The sequence below is a fragment of the Fretibacterium sp. OH1220_COT-178 genome (assembly GCF_003860125.1).
Taxonomy (GTDB): Bacteria; Synergistota; Synergistia; order Synergistales; family Aminobacteriaceae; genus CAJPSE01.
Map to the genome: position 1 here is coordinate 63466 of NZ_RQYL01000004.1, position 16283 is coordinate 79748.

The following is a 16283-nucleotide window of genomic DNA, read 5'->3' on the forward strand; positions in this document are numbered from 1 at the left end:
CTTGCACCCTTCCTCCTATTTCGCTATTTCGAGTGGGGAAGGAGATCAAAAAAACTCGACCGTCCCTCCCAGCAACGGGACGAAGCGACAGTAGTCGTACCAGGTATCCGTGCAGCCACGGTCCTCCTTCCGACGCACGAGAAGTCTTTGCCCGCCCGTCGTCACATCCTTGGGCACAACCAGCCGCCCCTCCAGTGCGAGCTGTTCCTCCCAGAGGGGTTCCACCCGCTCGGAGGCCGCCGTAACGATGATACGATCGTATGGGGCTGCATCGGCGAAACCCATGCGGCCGTCGCCATGGATGACATGGACGGCAAATCCCAGGTCGGAAAGACGCTTTCGAGCTCGTTCCGCCAGGAAGTCGATGCGTTCCACCGACCAGACTTGAAGCCCCATAAAGGACAGAATCGCGGACTGGTATCCCGATCCGGTCCCGATCTCGAGGACCTTCATACCGCTTCGTGCCTCCAAAAGCTCCGTCATTCTGGCCACGATATAAGGCTGGGAGATCGTCTGCCTGTCGCCTATGGGCAGGGGCCTGTCGATATAGGCGTCCTCCGCATACCGACGCGGGACGAAGAGGTGCCGCGGCACCGAGGCCATAGCTCTCAGCACCGCCATATCGCGCACGTTCCGGGGGATCAGCTGCTCCTCCACCATCTTGGAGGCATCCAAACGCCAATCATTCATTGCCCTTCCTCCAGTCGAAGGAGAGTTCCCCTTCTTCCGGGTTGACAGAAGGTTCACTCTGCCCAAACGGTCACGACGGGAAAACCGGAACGGGAACGTTCGATTCCAAATCGGGGCGCCAGAAAACTTCCAAGGGACTCCACGGATCTGGTGCTCACCCAAAGAGGCAGGTCCGCCTCACCAGGATCCATGACGAAAAAACGCGCATCCTCCAAGGATCGGACGAGTGCCGCTCGATCCTCGCCCCGAGGCGTTTCGATCTGCACCAGGAAGCCGAAGGGGGGCAATTCGAGGGCTTTGCGATTGCTCAGCTCCTCACGCCAGAAACAACCCCACCCCCGCATCAAGGTGTCCCGCCAAGTACTGCCGCCCAAACGCCGGCCCTGAACCAACACGATGCGTGCCCTCTCCTCGGAGGGGGAGCGTCCCCTCCAATAGGACTCCCAGACCATGCTGTAGGCATGAAATCGGGCACCGTATTCGGCCTTTCGGAGTTCGGCGTCCAAATCCAGCCAAGCCGCCAAACCGACGTCCAGAGAATCGCAGAGCGTCAAAGCGCCGCGCGTCCCTAAAATCAGAGATGGAACGGCTTTTTGCCCTCTATGATGTCCTTCCTCACCGAGGATGATCGGATGACCACGGATAAAGCGGCCGGCCATAGTGGCGAGGGCTTCGAGCCCGGGCCTCCGCCCGGTCCAAAGAGAACCGCGACAGACAGAACAGGAACGCTCGAGGGACGTCCTGAGGCCGCATCGAATACAGCGCAGCCCCTTGCTTTTGCCTTCGACGCGCACGGTCCCCCCGCATCGGGAACAACGCACGGGGGTCCCGCAGTCCGAGCAGAAGACCTCTGCTGCCTCCCCCCGCCGATCCAGAATCCAAAGGACGTTACGACCTTCCTCAAGGGTCGATCGGGTTCGGCCCAGGAGCGACAGGGTCAGGGGCAGCGCACCATCGATCCCGCGGACATCCGCCTTCAGAGAGCGCTGCATGTCTACGAACACGAGATGCCGGCGGTCGGGCAACTCCATACATTCGGGGGACGTCCTGGAAAAGGTCTTGGAGGAGGGCATCCGTCCACCGAGCACCAGCTCCGCTCCCAGCCATCCTGCCCGCCGCCCCGCCAAGCTCCGGGCCGAGATGCGCGGCGGCCGCTGAGCGATATAGCCGGGGTTTGCCTCGTCGTCCACGATGATAACGTCGGGACGGAGAGGGGCGAAAACAGCCCCCGGCCCTCCGACGACGATCGGTGTCGCGCCCTCTCGAACCGTCCTCCAAGCATCCCAGAGCTTTTTCCCCCCTGTGGAGGGCCATAGAAGCGCCTTCGATTGAAGATGGGAAGGAAGCCCGGCAAAAAAAGTCCGCGCCATTCCCCTCTCGGGAAAGAGGACCAAGGTGCGCTCTCCCCGCTCCATCGTCTGGATGTAGCGGTCCGCTCGCCTCCCGTCCCAGGGGATGAAGCAGGACGACTCCCGAAAACCCTTTGCGGAGGACGACAGGGGATTCCGGACGACAAGAAGTTCCCCCTTCAGAAGGGGGGGGGGACAGAGGGCCTGAAGGGCCAGACCCGTTCCACACAGAAAGGTCCGCCCCATCCAGAGGGCCAAATCCCATAGATCATCCCCCAGAACGTTTTTCTCGTCAAGGACTTCGGCAACAGAGCGCAAGTTCCGGGGAAGCTCGCTCTGGCCGGCTGGCCCCAAAACAAAGCCCACGCGAACGCCTCTCCCCAGGGGGACCCGAACCCGAGCCCCAACGGTCAAGGGACGATCCGCGCCATAGGTCAGCGAAGTCCACCATGGTCCTGGGACGACGACATCGACGAGATGGGGCACCTAGATCATGCCCCGCTCCGAGAGAAGCTCCCAGACGGAGTCCGCGACCTCCTCCTTACTCCCCGAAAATATGGTCTCGGCATCTCGGGAGAGCACGCGCACCGTATTGGTATCCGTGCCGAATCCACAGCCGGCAGCCGAGACATCGTTGGCCAGGATCAGATCCAAGCCCTTCCGCTCCATCTTCGCACGGGCGTTCTTCAGGAGATCGTCGGTCTCGGCGGCAAAACCGATCAGCGTTTGGTCGGGTCTTTTGCGCCGCCCCACCTCCGCCGCTATGTCCGGGTTCTGTACGAGCTCAATGGAGAGGGTCTCCCTCCCCTCCCTCTTCACCTTATGCCCGGCCCGATCCTTGGCGCGGTAGTCCCCCACCGCAGCGGCTTTGACGACGCACGTTGCCCAATCCAGGTCCTCCAACACCGCCCCGTACATCTCCTCGGCCGACACCACACGGCGTACGTCCAAGCCGTGCAGAACTCCCGGAGCCTCGACCGGCCCCAGAATCACCCTCACCTCGGCGCCCCGATACCAGGCTGTTCGAGCCATGGCAAGCCCCATCTTGCCGGTACTGGGATTGGAGATGTAGCGCACCGGATCCAGATATTCCCGGGTCGGCCCGGCCGTAACCAGGAGACGGACCGCATTCAGATTCCGAGCGGGAGACAGGGCCCGGAACACCTCCTCCAGGATCAGCCCCATCTCGGGCAGACGTCCCTTGCCCTCGTAGCCGCAGGCCAGGCTGCCGAACTCGGGATCCACGATCCGAACCCCTCGCTCCGCGAGAACGCTCAGGTTATGCCGCGTCGCGGGATGCTCGAACATGTGGACGTTCATCGCCGGAAAGAGAAGCACGGGAACCTTCGCGGCGAGCAACGCCGCAGCCACCAGGCTCTCTCCCTTCCCTTGGGCCAGATCCGATGCCGTATTGGCCGTACAGGGCGCGACGACGATGACCTCCGCCCAGTCCGTCAATCGGATGTGGGGGATCTCGTGCCCTCGCTCACAGGAGAGAAAATCCTCCTGAAGCCAGACCCGTCGCCCCGAGAGGGTCGAGAGCACAAGAGGACTGACCAGCCGCTCCGCCGCACGAGTCATGAGAATCTCCACCTCGCACTCCAACTTGCGGAGCCGGCTGACCAAGTCCGGAATCTTATAGGCCGCGATGCCGCCCGTCACGCAGAGCAGGATGCGCCGGGCCCGCTTCCAGCCGATCATGCCTCTTCCGGGACGGCCTCCGGAGAGCTGCACCTGTTCGCGGGAAACTCTCCCTTCTCCACCTCCAGTAAGGCCATGGAGAGGTATTTCTCGTTGGCAGGAAGCCCGTTCTCAACCGTTTTGTGCTCGCTGAGCCAGCGGGCTCTGGCCGCGATCAGGGCCGTAATTTCGTATTTGTTGTCGGTGTTGCACTTGTTCTCGAGCGCGTCGAGATCGTAAAACTTCATTTCCGTAACCCGCCTTCCCTGTAACTCAAAATGATCCTCCTGAGGCCCTCGGAGGCCCGGTCCAGATCGTCGTTCATCAACACATGATCGTATTTCTCGGCCTGCTGCAGCTCTCGTTTGGCGCTCTCCAGACGGGAGCGAAGCTCCGACTCCGTCTCCGTGTGCCGTCCCCGGAGCCGCCGCTCCAACTCCGCCTCGGAGGGGGGAAGGACAAAGATCATTACGGAATCGGGAACGAGGGAACGGACCTGAAGCGCACCCTGCACATCGATCTCCAAGAGAACGTCGTGCCCGGCATCCAGCTCACGCTCGACATCCTCCCGGAGCGTTCCGTAACGGGGCCCCCCATGCACCCGAGCGTGTTCCAGAAACAGCCCCTGTTCCGCCATCCGCGTAAACTCGTCCTCGGAGACGAAGCGGTAATCCACCCCTTCGCGATCCTCGGGACGAGGAGAGCGCGTTGTGCAGGAGACGGAATAGGCCAGTCCCTCGATGCCCTTCAGGGCCTGGGTCCGAAGCGTTCCCTTGCCCACGCCGCTGGGACCGGAGAGCACGAACAGCCTTCCTCTGTGTCTCATAGACCATGACCTTCCATTCCGTCACTCCACGTTCTGAATCTGCTCGCGGATCCTTTCGAGGCAGGATTTTGCCTCGACGACCCCCCACCGAAACTCCGCGTCGCCGACCTTGGAGCCCATCGTGTTGACCTCTCGGTTCATCTCCTGAATCAAAAAGTCCAGCTTGCGCCCCTCGGAGATGTTGCCGTTGGCCGTCTGCCTGAATTTGGAGATATGGGCGGCCAATCGGGCCAGCTCCTCCGTAACGTCCCAACGGTCGGACAGAAGGGAGACCTCCTGGGCAACACGGGACTCGTCCAGATCGAGGCCAAAACGCTCCGTCACCTTTTCGATCCGTGTCCTGAGGTTCTCCAGAGCTTCGGCGGAGGAGCTCTTCCATCGCTCGGCCAGAAGCGCCGTCACCCCTTCGAAGTTCCTCAGGTCCTCCTCGACCACCGCCAGCAGCTTCGATCCCTCGGAGCGCTTCATCTCCATGAGCGACAGTACGGCCTCCTTCAGCAGGCCGTCCCATACCTCGGGGTCTAGATCGGCCCCCTCCGCAAAGCGGGGGGTATCACAGATCCCCGGCAGGGAAAGGAATGCGGTCAGGCCGGATGGAGCTTCGAGTCCGCGCTCCTTGGACAGGGCTTCGATCCTCTCGAAACAGAACAGAAGCGCCTCCTCGTCCAGAACCGGATTCTTGGCCCCCGGATTCCAGGCTATCTCCGCAGAGAGGCGAACCTTCCCCCGTCTCACGAGAGAGCGCAGGGAGGAAAGCATGCGGCTCTCCAAGGATGCGAGTTCGCGGGGCAGACGTACCGAAAAATCCTGATAGCGATGGTTGACCGACGTCAACTCGAAGGTCACGGCCCCCCAGGAAAATTCCCGGGTCGCACGGCCGAACCCCGTCATACTTAAAAACATTCCAGCCTCCTCAATCGATCTATCCCGGACGGAGTGCCCAACACCAAAATTCCGTCCCCGTCTTGCGCCTCCGCGCAAGCCAAGGCCGGCCCAATATTCCGGAGTTCCGTGTCGCCCGCTCCCTGCTCCGCCCTGAAGGGAGCTCAAAATCCTCGTATCAGCGCTCGGGAAAGGTCAGCGCATCGAACGAGGCCGGACGGGTAAACCACTCGTTGCGAGAGGCCAGCATCCGCTCCACGGACTTCAGGAGCTCCCGCAGTCCTTCGCCATGAAGAGCGCTCACTCCGGCAACATCCTCGCCCTTGGCCCTCAGCCACAGGGCAAGGGATTCGGCGTCCTCCGGCGAAACGGCGTCCAGCTTGTTGAGGACCAAAATACGAGGTATTGCCTCGCATCCTATATCCGTCAAAGTATCCACGATCACCTCATAGGTCGCCATCGCCTCGGGATCGGAGGCATCCAGCAACATCAACAGGAGCTCCGCCTCGCGGACTTCCTCGAGAGTGGCCCGGAAAGCGGCCACGAGGGCGGGCGGCAGGTTTCGGATAAATCCCACGGTGTCCGAGAACAACACCGCGCCTCCCCCCGGAAGGACGATACGCCGCACCGACGTGTCGAGGGTCGAGAAAAGCCGGTCCTCGGCGAGAATTGAGACATCCCCGGAAAGCGTCCGCAACAACGTCGACTTTCCGCTGTTCGTGTATCCAACCAAGGAGATGGTCGGAATCCCCCGTTTGCGCCGTCGGTCCCGAACGAGCCGGCGCTGCCTCCGGACGTTCTCAAGTTTCCTCGTGATCTCCCGAACCCGCCGTTCCAGCCGACGTCGGTGGCGTTCGAACTCCGTCTCTCCCGGGCCCCGGGTACCGATTCCCGCGCCTGTCCGCGACATCTGGAGCCCCAGCCCTTTGAGATGCGGGATCTCGTAGCGGGTCAGGGCCAACTCGACCTGCAAGCGGGCCTCCGCCGTAACCGCTCGCCGTTCGAAGATCTTCATGATGACGAACGGGCGGTCCCAAACCGTAGCGCCCGTGAGTTTCTCCAGATTGCTCTTCTGGATGGGAGAGAGCCGCTCGTCGACCACGACGTAACGGGCCCCGCGCGCAAGACAAAAGAGACGCACATCCTCCGCCTTTCCCCTGCCGATCAGACAGGCGGGGTCGGGCTTGTCCCGACGCTGCATGACACTTCCCACCGACTCGATGCCCAGGGAAGCCAAAAGCAACCTGAGCTCCTCCAGCAACACCTCGGGGGAATCCTCCCGATCCGGAAGCGAAAGCCCGACCAAAATCGCTCCTGAGCGCAGGGGTCCCTCCCTCCGCTCAGGGCGCCGACGACTCAAGGCTCCTCATTGCGGCCGTCAGCTCTTCCATGATGACGGTCCTCCCGTCCCTGCTCCCGTAGACCTCGGGAGGGAAACGCAGGGGACGCCCGAAGGTCACGGTGATCTTGGCGGGGCGGATGAAATGAAGGCCCGGCGGCATGGCGTCGAAGCTCCCACGAATGTACGTCGGAAGAATCGGGGCCCGTTCGCGCATGGCGATCAGGGCAACTCCCCCTTCCAGGGGCTGAAGCTGCCCATCCAGCGACCGGCCCCCCTCCGGAAAGATCAGGACATCGCTGCCCTCGCGATAAAGCTTCATAAAACCCTTGAGGGCTCCGGCAGCGGAGGCGTTATCGGCTCGAGAGACCGGTACGGCCCCAAGTGCCCGGATGGCGCTCCCCAGAAACCAGGAACGAAAAAGCTCCTCCTTGGCAAAGTAGCGGAGCCGCCTGGGGAAAAACGCCCCAATAACGACAGGATCGAGATTGCTGGCATGATTGCAGGCGACGATCATCCTGTCGTCGGGATCGAGTTCCTCGATCCAATTGACGGAGCAACGATTGTATATCCTCAGCGCGATGCGGAAGGTGTTGCGGACCAACCAGTAAAACCAGGGATTGGGTCTCATGGCGCACCCCTTTTCCTTTCGAGGACGTCTCGAACATGTCGTTCCAGATGCTCCAGAACCTCGTCCTCCGTCATATCGGAGGTGTCGACGAGCACCGCACCTTCCGGACAGCGCAGAGGGGCGATCTCCCGAGAGCTGTCGATACGGTCCCGCTCGCGTATCCGCGACAGAATATCCTCGAAGGACACGGCCTCGCCCCTTCGCTGCAGCTCCAAATAGCGCCGGCGGGCTCGAGCCTCCGGGGAGGCCGTCATGAAAAATTTCAGGGGCGCCTCGGGAAAGACTACGCTTCCCACATCGCGCCCCTCCGCAACCAAGGGACCGTACCGCTCCTGATCTCTCTGTAGGTCCAGCAGGGCCTCTCGCAGACAACCCAACGCCGAGTAGGCCGAGACGATTCCGTCCACGTGAGGAGTCCGTATCGCGTCACTTACATCCTCCCCGTTCACCAGGACCCTCTCGCCCCTCAACTCGACCGAAATCGTTCTCAGCGCCCTCCGAAGTTCTTCCGTTTCCGCGGGGGCAACGCCCCTCCGATCCAGCGAAAGGGCAAGCGCACGATAAATTGCCCCCGTATCGAGATAACGAACATTCAGCCGCCGGGCCAACCGCCGGGCCACGGAACTCTTTCCCGCCCCGGCAGGACCGTCGATCGTCAGGACCCAAGCCACGCCTAAAGGCCCCGCATGTCCGCCATCTCCTGAGCCGCCTTCCCTGCGAAGTCCACGAGATCGGACATCAGGGACTCGAAATTGGAGACCCCCAGCCGCTCCAACGGCTCGGGGAACATGTAGGTCTGGAGACCATCCGCCCCCAAACCGATCCCCAACATAAGGCACATCGCGTTGGCCACACTGACGACATCCAAAAGCGGCTGATACTGCGCGTGCTCCTCCGGAAGCTCGTTTGGCTTGTGATGATAGGCGACGGCATGCTGATAGCCCTCGGGAAGATCCCACCGCTCCACCAGAATCGCACCCACCATCGCGTGGTCGAAGCCCAAAACGCGGAACTCGGCCTCCGTGAACGGCAACTGTTCCTCCTCCACCATCTTGACGATGATTCCGTATCCGAAACGTACGTAGTCGTTCAGGACGACCTTTCCGATATCGTGGAGGAGCCCGCCGACATAGGCCTCCTCGGGAGGCACCTTTCCGGTGGTCTGCGCGATGTAGCGGGATGCGTAGGCCACGGTCAGAGAGTGGCGCCACAGCTCCCCTCGATCCAGTGCATACCCGGAAAGCCCCTTGTCCATAACGGAATAGACCGTAGCCGCCAGGACGATATTGCTGACGTTTTTATACCCAAGGAGGGATATTGCCTCGGAGATGTTCGATATGTTGCGCGTCATTCCGTATGCGGCGGAATTTGCCAGCTTCAGAATCCGCAGAACCAAACCCTCGTCTCTGGACAGGCTTTGAGCGACATCCGAAGCGCTGCTTGTAGGGTCGTTGAGCTTGCGCAGCGTCTCCACCACAAACTGAGGGAAGGATTTTATCTCCTTCATTTTGTTGATGATGCGTGTCTTGATCAGTTCCCTTGAACGCTCGTCGATTTCACTCACGGACATGTCCTCCTTGCGTGAGGGCTATACTGCGCCACCTTCGAATATTTTAGTGTAGAGTTCGGAAAAAGACAATTCTATGAACTCGCCGGCTCGAAGATTTCTCAGAAACATGGCTCCGATGCTGCGCCGTATCAGAGTTTTTACCGAAAAGCCGGCCAGGTTGGCCATCGTGCGGATCTCTCGCTTGAGCCCCTCGCCGATGACGATCTCGATCCACCGTCCCCGAGGTTCTCTCTCCATCAAGGAGAGGGCTATGGGACGGATGTGGCGCCCCTCGATCTCGAATCCCCCCCGCCATCGCTCCAGCTGCCGTTCGTTGATCTCGATATTGAGCAGGGCCTCGTAGCCCTTACGGATATTCTTGGAGGGATGAAGGACGCTCTGAACGAGCATCCCGTCGTTCGTCAGGATCAAGAGCCCTTCGCTCTCCCGATCGAGCCGGCCCGCGGGATAGACGCGCTCCCGACGCAGGCGATCCGGGAGAAGGTCCACCACTACGGGATCGTATTTGTCCGTCACCGCACAGACCACCCCCACGGGCTTGTTCATAGCCACATAGACCGGAACGGAGAGGGCCAGCTTCCGGTCGTCGCAACGCACATCGTCCCTCTCCGGGTCGACCGCAAAGTAAGGAGCCAGAATAATTTTTCCATTGACCCGAACCCGGCCCGCGAGGATCACGGCCTCGGCCTTGCGCCGTGACGCAACGCCGCAGGCCGCCAAAAAAGCGTTAAGGCGCATCCGTCATCTCCCCATACTCGGCCGGCTCCGAGGAACTTTCCTCCCCGGAGCCGGTGAGATCGTCCAGAGGGTCGGCCCCGAGCTCTCCCAATTCCTCCAGGCTCGGCAGGTCCGCGATAGCCTCGAGTCCGAAGATCTCCAGAAAGCGCGGCGTCGTGCGATAGAGCAGAGGCGATCCGCTGGCCTTCTTGCGCCCGGCGATGCGTATCAATCCGTGACTCAAGAGGGTTTCGATAACCCGCTCGGAACGGACTCCGCGCAACTCCTCCACCTCGGCCCTCGTGACGGGCTGGTTGTAGGCGATCACGGCCAGAGTCTCGACCGCGGCCCGGCTCAGCCTTACGCGGCCCTTTCGGGCGGAATCCCTGAAGAGGGCGAGCACCTCGGCAAAGTGGGGGTTGGTCTCCAGAACCCACCCTCCGGCGACGGAGCGAACCACCAACCCGTGCGAGTTGCCCAAGTGATCCGACAGCTCCGACAACGCGGAGGAGACCTCCCCTGCCGACACCCCGAGGACGGTCCTCATCTCCCCTTCCGGGACGGGCGAAGAGGCGAGAAAGAGCAAAGCCTCGATCTGGGCTGCCAGCACGGACAGGCGAGAAGCTTGGCCGTCCGCCCCTTCAATTTTTTGCAAGGATCTTGACATCGGAAAAAAGATTCTCCTGCTCTATGCTGATCTTTCCCATACGACACATCTCAAGGAGAGCAAGCAACGTAACCACCAGCAATTTGACGGATCCTGCGGCCCCGCACAAAAGACGAAGCGACAGGACGGATTCTTGGGTCAGCCGTTCCTCCAGTTCCTCGATTCGGCTCTGAATCTGGGATTCCTCAGGCAGAGCCTCGGGGACCCCATCCCAATCCACGGCGTCGGCCTCCTCCCACAGCCTTGACCTTTCCTGTCTGTGGGTCCGCGTATACCGTTCGAAGAGTCCCCACCAGATTCGGGACAAAATGTAGAGGTCCCCGATATCGTATTCCAGCTCTCCGGCCGCGGGAACGTCGGAGTCCTCGACGATGCGCCGAAATCGGCGCAGTTCCGCCTCACGCCGATCCCAAAGCCATCGTGCCGCTTCCCTGTAGGGGCGGTAGCGCGCCAAGGTCTCGAGAAGGGCCTCCTCGTCGAGACCGGAATCCTCGTCGTCCGGGCTCGTCTCCTCGGAGAGGTCCGGTAGAAGCGAGCGGGTCTTCTCCAGCAGGAGCCCCGCCACCATAAAGAAGAACTCGGCGATCGTTTCGACCGAGGCGGAGCGCGTGCGGGCCAAGTAAGCGCCGTAAATACGGACGAGGTGGGCCACCTTGATGCGGGATGCCTGCATCTGCCGGCTCTCCACCAGATGACAGAGCAGATCGAGCGGACCGGAAAACCCTTCTATGGAGACCTCAAAGGTCTCTCGCCGCGCACTGCCTTCCAAATCCCGGGGAGCCCCCTATCGGGAGAAAGCCGGCAGAAGTCCCATGGCCGGATAGAGGCTGTCCATGGTCTCCTGCGCCGCAGCCCGCGCCCGCTCCGCCCCATGGGCCAGTATGTCGTCCAGAAGCTTCCGGTCGTTTGCGTATCGGGACCGCCGGTCGTGGATCGGCGCCATCATCGCCTGGATATGAGCATTGAGCCTTTTTTTACAGTCCACGCACCCGATCCCCGCGGAGCGGCAGCCTACCGCGATCTCCTCGCGCTCACTCATATCGGGGTTGAACACCTTATGGAGGTCCCAAACCGGGCACTTGTCGGGATCGCCCGGGTCCGTCTTCTTAATGCGGGCCGGGTCGGTGATCATGACGCGCAGCTTGTTCCACATCGACTCGGGGGACTCCGAGATATGCAGGGCGTTGCCGTACGACTTGCTCATCTTGCGTCCGTCGGTCCCGGGAACCTTGGGCGTCTCGGTCAGCAAAGCCTGAGGCTCGACGAGGAGTCCCTCGCCAAAAAAGTGGTTGAAGCGCCGTGCGATCTCCCGGCTCAGTTCCAGGTGCGCACTCTGGTCCTCTCCCACCGGAACGCGGTTCGCCCTGTAGAGGAGAATGTCGCCCGCCATGAGGACGGGATAGCCCAGAAACGCATAGGTGCTCAGATCCTTGTTCTTGATGTTCTCGATCTGCTCTTTATAGGTCGGGTTGCGGTAGAGCCAACCCAGGGGGGTGATCATGGCGAGGGCCCACCCGAGTTCTGCGTGCTGCGGGACGTGCGATTGAATGAAAATGGCGCACCTCTCGGGGTCGAGGCCGACGGCCAGCCAGTCCAGCAGGGTGTCGTAACAGAACTGAGCGGTGTTGGCGGACTCGGCGTAGTTGGAGGTCAGCGCATGCCAGTCCGCCACAAAATAGTAGCACTCGTACTCGTTCTGAAGCCGTACCCAGTTGTTCAGTGCGCCGGCCATATGCCCCAAATGCAGCGGGCCTGTTGCCCGCATCCCGCTCACGATCCGTCCTTTCACCTTTGACCAACCCCTTCGTTCTGCAATTCAAAACCCCTCAGTTGATGGATGCGGAGGATGCCCCTAAAGCCGCAGCGGCGACGAAAGCCCTCCCGACTCGATCAGGACCGTCTCCAGCCCTCCCGGTTCCGCGAGACGCCGCGCGAGTTCTCCCAAAGTCGCCCGCTCCATCTCCGCGTGATCGACCACCGCGACGGGCATTCCCCCACGGTCCGCATCCAGCAGGGTATGATATTTCACGTCGGCGGTGACGAAGAGATCGGCGCCGACACTTCTGGCGGCGGTCCAAAATTCCGCCCCCGCCCCCCCGCAAAGCGCCACTCGCAGTATACTACAAGACTTCGGGAGGTAGCCATTGATCCAGGTCAGACCCCAGGCTCTCTTGATTCGAGCAAGAACTTCGGCGGCCGGCAGGGGCTCGGGCAGCGTTCCGCAGACGCCCAGACCGCTCAGGGGATCGAGAACGGAGGTCCCCTTCAGCCCCAACAACCGAGCCAGCTCCCAACTTACGCCCCCCTCCGCAGAGTCCCAGTTGGTATGCGCCGCAAGGACCGCCATCCCACGCTGCACGGCGGTCCGCACGACACGCCCCGGCCCGTGGGAAAGATCCAGGCTTTTGATCGGAGCAAAGAACAAAGGGTGATGAGTCAGCAAGGCTTCGCATCCCCGATCCGCAGCTTCGTCCAATGTTTCGGGAAGTGCGTCGAGGGCCACACCAAGCCTTCGGACCTCAAGGTCGGGGTCGCCGATCATCAGCCCGACGTTGTCCCAGTCCGCCGCCAGGGAGAATGGCGCCACCTCTCCGACCCGCTCCAGCAATTCCCGAACCCTCATGCCGTTCCCCTCCAAATCGCGACATAAAAAAAGCTCCCACAAAGTAGGAGCAAAAACGTCTATGGTGGGCCCACCTGGACTTGAACCAGGAACCTTCCGGTTATGAGCCGGTGGCTCTAACCACTTGAGCTATAGGCCCTGAATAATCGACCGCAGCCGAACAAAAACAGTGTGTATTTTAACCTTTATTCGACCCTAATGCAACCGACGGGGCAACCGGTCTCCGCTTCTCTGACGGAAGGGTCCTCGGTCTCCTCCTTCAGGACTTTTGCCGTACCCGATCCCTCGTCCAGGACGAAACACTCCGGACTGATCTGAGTACAGACACCACAACCGATGCACGCCGACCGATCCAAGAATATTTTCATCGTCTTTTCTCTCACCTCCAGCTCAGTCGGCTCAAAAATCTGGCTTATTGTATTATGTGGATGTCCTGTCGTCAAATTTACGGATGGCGGGATACACAAAAGCCCCTAAATAAATCTGGAGTCATTCCTGTTGGACAAGATTTGCTGCCCTTTTCGTTCGGGAAAAAATCTTTTGGGCTATAATAGCCTTGGTACTGCTTTTCGAAATCAAGAGGGAACAGAAAACAGGGGCGCTTCAGAAGAACGGGATCTGGACGGGATTCAGGTCCGTCCCGGAAGATTGGGGCGGGTATGTTTTTTGTCGCTTGTTGTCGCAGCAGGTTTGCAGCTGGAAAAGAATCTTTTTCGGGATCCCCGGCATTCTGCCCCGTAACGCTAAGGAGAAGCCTTGCCATGTCGTCCTTCCAAAAAAACTTAAAGTCGATGATCATCGTGCTGTTTTTGTCCCTCCCCTTCCTCCTCTGCTCGCAGCGTTCGTCAGAAGCGCTTTCTGAGCCGCAACGTCGGACCTTCACGTGTACGAAGGACCGGGATGGGGACGCCAAGGTGCTTTCCGAACTCTGTTTTTTCAATGATTTGACCTCGGCGGATGTCCTTTGGGCCAACGACCGTACGGCCGAAAGCCTCACCGAGGGAACCGTGCTCGTCATTCCGAAGTCCAAAGGGGACATTCTGGCGGTCTGGCAGTCGGTACAGAGGAGAAAAAAGGACGTATCGGCTCCTTTGGTCTCCGTCAAGCTGCACGGCGTTCCTCTCCATGCCAGGCGCGGGGAGGGAATGCCCCCTCGCTCCGAGAGAAAGGATGCGTCCTCTATCGTCAAGCCGGAGGCATCCCCTCCTCCAAAACGGGAGTCGGCCGTCGAGATTACCGCCCCGGCTGTGCGCGGCGGTACGCCTCAGGAGAGGCTGAATGCGGAGAGGAAAGCACCCATTCCCCCATTCGAGCCTAAAGGGAAAACCGAAGGGCCCATGAGGATCGTTATATCGGGAGACCATGTCTCCTTGGTGAGACGGCCTCAGGCACTTGCGGACTTGCCTCGACCGTCCGCCTCGGTCGGCCTCCGGCGAGAGACGATCCTCGACGGTGTTCGTACCTCTCCCAGGCATCCGAAGGGCATCGGGCCCCTACCCCAAAAGATGCTTTGGCCCGTGGACGGGGCCGTCTCCTCGGGATTCGGAAAACGCGGCAGGCGCGCTCACCATTCGGGCATCGATATTCCCATGCCCAAGGGGACACCCATTCGGGCTGCGAAGGATGGCGTGATCAAACAAGTTGTCTCCGCCAAGTCACGGGGCTTCAGGGGATATGGAAATGTAGTGGTCATCGATCACGGCAATGGGCTTTCCACGTTGTACGCACATTGCCTGAAATACCAGGTCAAAAAGGGCCAGCGGGTACGCCAAGGGGAAACGATCGGCACCGTTGGACGTACCGGGCGAGCCACAACCAATCACGTCCATTTCGAGGTCCGGGTTCACGGTAAACCCGTCAACCCCATTCCCTATCTGCTTCCCAGACACTAGTTGAAGGGGCTGAGCCCGATCTCTTCCCGCCACGGCCCGTTCTCCCGGACAATCCCAGACTCCTCACTGAGCGTCCTCCACAGGCCGCGCGAGGCGCGTCACCAGGATCTGATCTATTTTGTAGTTGTCGATATCCATGACCTCGAACTTGTACCCGCCGTACACGATAAAATCGGTGCGGTGAGGGATTCGCCTCAGCATATACATGAGGAAGCCGCCGATTGTCTCGTAATTCTCCGACTCGGGGAAGGTCTCGATGTCGAACACGCGCATCACGTCGTCGATCGGGGTCGCTCCCTCCAGAAGCCAGGAGGATTCGTCTCGTTTGATGATCTGCTCCTCCTCGCCCACCAGGTTCCCCATCAGCATCAGCATGATGTCCTGGAGCGTGATGATCCCGACGACCAAAGCATATTCGTTGAGCACGACGGCCAGATTCTCGCCCCTGCCCTTGAACTGGTCCATGGCCTCGGCCAGGGTCAGAGTATCGGGGATGATAAGGGGCGGACGAATGTTGAATCCGGAGTCCAGCCGAAGGCTTTGTCCCTTCACGAAGCGTTCCAAAAGTTCTTTGGAGTCCACGCAGCCGACGATGTGATCGATGTCCTTGTCGCACACGATGTAGGTGGAATGCGGTGCCGAGGCAATTCGGTCCTTGATATGCGCTTCCTCCTCGTGGAGATCGAAATAGACGACATTCTCTCGAACGGTCATGGCGGAGGTCACGGTGCGTACATCAAGTTCGAAGACGTTGTCGATCAGGTCCTTTTCCTGCTTTCTCAGCAATCCAGCCATCGTTCCCGCCTCGACCATGGCGTAGAGGTCGTCCGATGTGATGTCGTCCCGGCGCGACTCGGGCAGTCTCAAGGCTTTGCAGATCGCGTTACTCAGGGCATTGAATACCCTTGCCAGGGGCCCGCAGACAAGGATAACCCGCCGCATGCCCTCGATCAGCCTCAGAGCTACGGCCTCGGGGACCGCCATGGCTATTCTTTTGGGGATAAGATCGGCGAACAGGACAAAGAAAAGAGTGACCCCCACAAAGGGAATCGCCGAGGCAACCTGTCCCCTGAGGCCGGGAGAGAGAAAATCCGGGAGCCTCTTCAGGATCATGGGCGCGAGAAAGGAATCCCCTACGATTCCCGCCAGAATGGCCACAGAGTTCAATCCGATCTGTACGGTGGTGAAGAACAGCCCCGGCTGTTCCTGAAAACCGATGATTCGAGCGGCTCGGGCATCACCGGCATTCGCGAGCGCATTCAATTTCATCCTGCGGGATGCCGCCAGGGAGATCTCGGAAAGAGAGAAGAAGGCACTGATCGCCGCTAGGGCGACGAGAATTAGAGAACCGTAAACCATCATCGAGGATTTCCTCCCGCTCAAAGCGTTCCAAAACAAAAACAGGAGCGTTTGGGAA

At 60.6% G+C, this 16283-nt stretch carries 19 protein-coding genes and 1 tRNA gene; 1 reads left to right on the forward strand and 19 read right to left on the reverse strand.

All coding sequences use genetic code 11. From position 1 onward, the window contains the following. Positions 1-45: 45 nt before the first annotated feature. From EII26_RS02620 to EII26_RS13050, 18 genes are all read right to left on the reverse strand, one after another. A complete protein-coding gene (locus tag EII26_RS02620; protein ID WP_124887590.1) occupies positions 46-690 on the reverse strand; it encodes a protein-L-isoaspartate(D-aspartate) O-methyltransferase in 645 nt (214 codons plus the stop codon). Positions 691-743: 53 nt separating this feature from the next. After that, positions 744-2525 carry a primosomal protein N' family DNA-binding protein gene (locus EII26_RS02625; RefSeq protein WP_158612113.1) on the reverse strand — a complete coding sequence of 594 codons (1782 nt, stop codon included), beginning with the start codon at positions 2523-2525 and terminating at the stop codon, positions 744-746. Then, entirely contained in the window at positions 2526-3740 is a 1215-nt protein-coding gene (coaBC, locus tag EII26_RS02630) for a bifunctional phosphopantothenoylcysteine decarboxylase/phosphopantothenate--cysteine ligase CoaBC (protein WP_124887592.1), read from the reverse strand. Further along, complete coding sequence (locus EII26_RS02635) at positions 3737-3967, reverse strand: DNA-directed RNA polymerase subunit omega (protein ID WP_124887593.1); 231 nt, start codon at positions 3965-3967, stop codon at positions 3737-3739. The genes coaBC and EII26_RS02635 overlap by 4 nt, the downstream gene beginning before the upstream one ends. Then, the gene (gene gmk / locus EII26_RS02640) at positions 3964-4545 is read right to left on the reverse strand and encodes a guanylate kinase (protein WP_124887594.1); all 582 of its coding nucleotides are present in this window, start codon (positions 4543-4545) and stop codon (positions 3964-3966) included. The genes EII26_RS02635 and gmk overlap by 4 nt, the downstream gene beginning before the upstream one ends. 21 nt (positions 4546-4566) lie before the next feature. Beyond that, positions 4567-5448, reverse strand: coding sequence for a YicC/YloC family endoribonuclease (locus tag EII26_RS02645; protein WP_124887595.1), 882 nt, complete (start codon positions 5446-5448; stop codon positions 4567-4569). A 157-nt stretch (positions 5449-5605) separates the two neighbouring features. Next, the gene (gene hflX / locus EII26_RS02650; RefSeq protein ID WP_233572563.1) at positions 5606-6733 is read right to left on the reverse strand and encodes a GTPase HflX; all 1128 of its coding nucleotides are present in this window, start codon (positions 6731-6733) and stop codon (positions 5606-5608) included. Between the two features lie 34 nt (positions 6734-6767). Next, entirely contained in the window at positions 6768-7397 is a 630-nt protein-coding gene (locus EII26_RS02655) for a lysophospholipid acyltransferase family protein (RefSeq protein ID WP_124887596.1), read from the reverse strand. Then, positions 7394-8068, reverse strand: coding sequence for a (d)CMP kinase (gene cmk, locus EII26_RS02660; protein WP_124887597.1), 675 nt, complete (start codon positions 8066-8068; stop codon positions 7394-7396). Before cmk ends, EII26_RS02655 begins: the two co-directional genes overlap by 4 nt. 2 nt (positions 8069-8070) lie before the next feature. Beyond that, positions 8071-8961, reverse strand: a complete 891-nt coding sequence (locus tag EII26_RS02665) for an HDOD domain-containing protein (RefSeq protein ID WP_124887598.1) — start codon at positions 8959-8961, stop codon at positions 8071-8073. A gap of 24 nt (positions 8962-8985) precedes the next feature. Then, positions 8986-9705 (reverse strand): pseudouridine synthase, encoded by a 720-nt coding sequence (locus tag EII26_RS02670; protein ID WP_124887599.1) that lies wholly within the window; start codon positions 9703-9705, stop codon positions 8986-8988. Further along, the gene (gene scpB / locus EII26_RS02675; RefSeq protein ID WP_342447295.1) at positions 9695-10294 is read right to left on the reverse strand and encodes an SMC-Scp complex subunit ScpB; all 600 of its coding nucleotides are present in this window, start codon (positions 10292-10294) and stop codon (positions 9695-9697) included. The genes EII26_RS02670 and scpB overlap by 11 nt, the downstream gene beginning before the upstream one ends. Before the next feature lie 31 nt (positions 10295-10325). After that, positions 10326-11120: a segregation and condensation protein A gene (locus EII26_RS02680; RefSeq protein WP_124887601.1), complete on the reverse strand. Its 795-nt coding sequence runs from the start codon at positions 11118-11120 to the stop codon at positions 10326-10328. Between the two features lie 15 nt (positions 11121-11135). After that, complete coding sequence (gene trpS / locus EII26_RS02685; protein ID WP_124887602.1) at positions 11136-12140, reverse strand: tryptophan--tRNA ligase; 1005 nt, start codon at positions 12138-12140, stop codon at positions 11136-11138. A 63-nt stretch (positions 12141-12203) separates the two neighbouring features. Beyond that, positions 12204-12974 carry a Nif3-like dinuclear metal center hexameric protein gene (locus EII26_RS02690; protein WP_124887603.1) on the reverse strand — a complete coding sequence of 257 codons (771 nt, stop codon included), beginning with the start codon at positions 12972-12974 and terminating at the stop codon, positions 12204-12206. Positions 12975-13036: 62 nt separating this feature from the next. Beyond that, positions 13037-13113, reverse strand: a tRNA-Ile gene (locus EII26_RS02695). Positions 13114-13159: 46 nt separating this feature from the next. Next, positions 13160-13342, reverse strand: a complete 183-nt coding sequence (locus EII26_RS02700) for a ferredoxin (RefSeq protein ID WP_124887604.1) — start codon at positions 13340-13342, stop codon at positions 13160-13162. 77 nt (positions 13343-13419) lie between these two features. Then, entirely contained in the window at positions 13420-13773 is a 354-nt protein-coding gene (locus EII26_RS13050) for a hypothetical protein (RefSeq protein ID WP_158612114.1), read from the reverse strand. A 706-nt stretch (positions 13774-14479) separates the two neighbouring features. On the opposite strand from EII26_RS13050, the gene EII26_RS13655 reads away from it, so the two are divergent. After that, positions 14480-14866 carry a M23 family metallopeptidase gene (locus EII26_RS13655; RefSeq protein WP_446718748.1) on the forward strand — a complete coding sequence of 129 codons (387 nt, stop codon included), beginning with the start codon at positions 14480-14482 and terminating at the stop codon, positions 14864-14866. 63 nt (positions 14867-14929) lie between these two features. Here the strand turns inward: EII26_RS13655 and EII26_RS02710 are convergent, their stop codons facing one another. Then, positions 14930-16228 carry a hemolysin family protein gene (locus tag EII26_RS02710; RefSeq protein ID WP_199735026.1) on the reverse strand — a complete coding sequence of 433 codons (1299 nt, stop codon included), beginning with the start codon at positions 16226-16228 and terminating at the stop codon, positions 14930-14932. Positions 16229-16283: the final 55 nt, after the last annotated feature.

Excerpts from the sequence above, each read along its gene's own strand:
- EII26_RS02620 (WP_124887590.1), bottom strand. The coding sequence starts at position 690 with ATGAATGATTGGCGTTTGGATGCCTCCAAGATGGTGGAGGAGCAGCTG.
- coaBC (WP_124887592.1), bottom strand. The coding sequence starts at position 3,740 with ATGATCGGCTGGAAGCGGGCCCGGCGCATCCTGCTCTGCGTGACGGGC.
- EII26_RS02635 (WP_124887593.1), bottom strand. The coding sequence starts at position 3,967 with ATGAAGTTTTACGATCTCGACGCGCTCGAGAACAAGTGCAACACCGAC.
- gmk (WP_124887594.1), bottom strand. The coding sequence starts at position 4,545 with ATGAGACACAGAGGAAGGCTGTTCGTGCTCTCCGGTCCCAGCGGCGTG.
- EII26_RS02645 (WP_124887595.1), bottom strand. The coding sequence starts at position 5,448 with ATGTTTTTAAGTATGACGGGGTTCGGCCGTGCGACCCGGGAATTTTCC.
- EII26_RS02655 (WP_124887596.1), bottom strand. The coding sequence starts at position 7,397 with ATGAGACCCAATCCCTGGTTTTACTGGTTGGTCCGCAACACCTTCCGC.
- EII26_RS02670 (WP_124887599.1), bottom strand. The coding sequence starts at position 9,705 with ATGCGCCTTAACGCTTTTTTGGCGGCCTGCGGCGTTGCGTCACGGCGC.
- EII26_RS02690 (WP_124887603.1), bottom strand. The coding sequence starts at position 12,974 with ATGAGGGTTCGGGAATTGCTGGAGCGGGTCGGAGAGGTGGCGCCATTC.
- EII26_RS02700 (WP_124887604.1), bottom strand. The coding sequence starts at position 13,342 with ATGAAAATATTCTTGGATCGGTCGGCGTGCATCGGTTGTGGTGTCTGT.
- EII26_RS13050 (WP_158612114.1), bottom strand. The coding sequence starts at position 13,773 with ATGATCATCGACTTTAAGTTTTTTTGGAAGGACGACATGGCAAGGCTT.
- EII26_RS13655 (WP_446718748.1), top strand. The coding sequence starts at position 14,480 with ATGCTTTGGCCCGTGGACGGGGCCGTCTCCTCGGGATTCGGAAAACGC.
- EII26_RS02710 (WP_199735026.1), bottom strand. The coding sequence starts at position 16,228 with ATGATGGTTTACGGTTCTCTAATTCTCGTCGCCCTAGCGGCGATCAGT.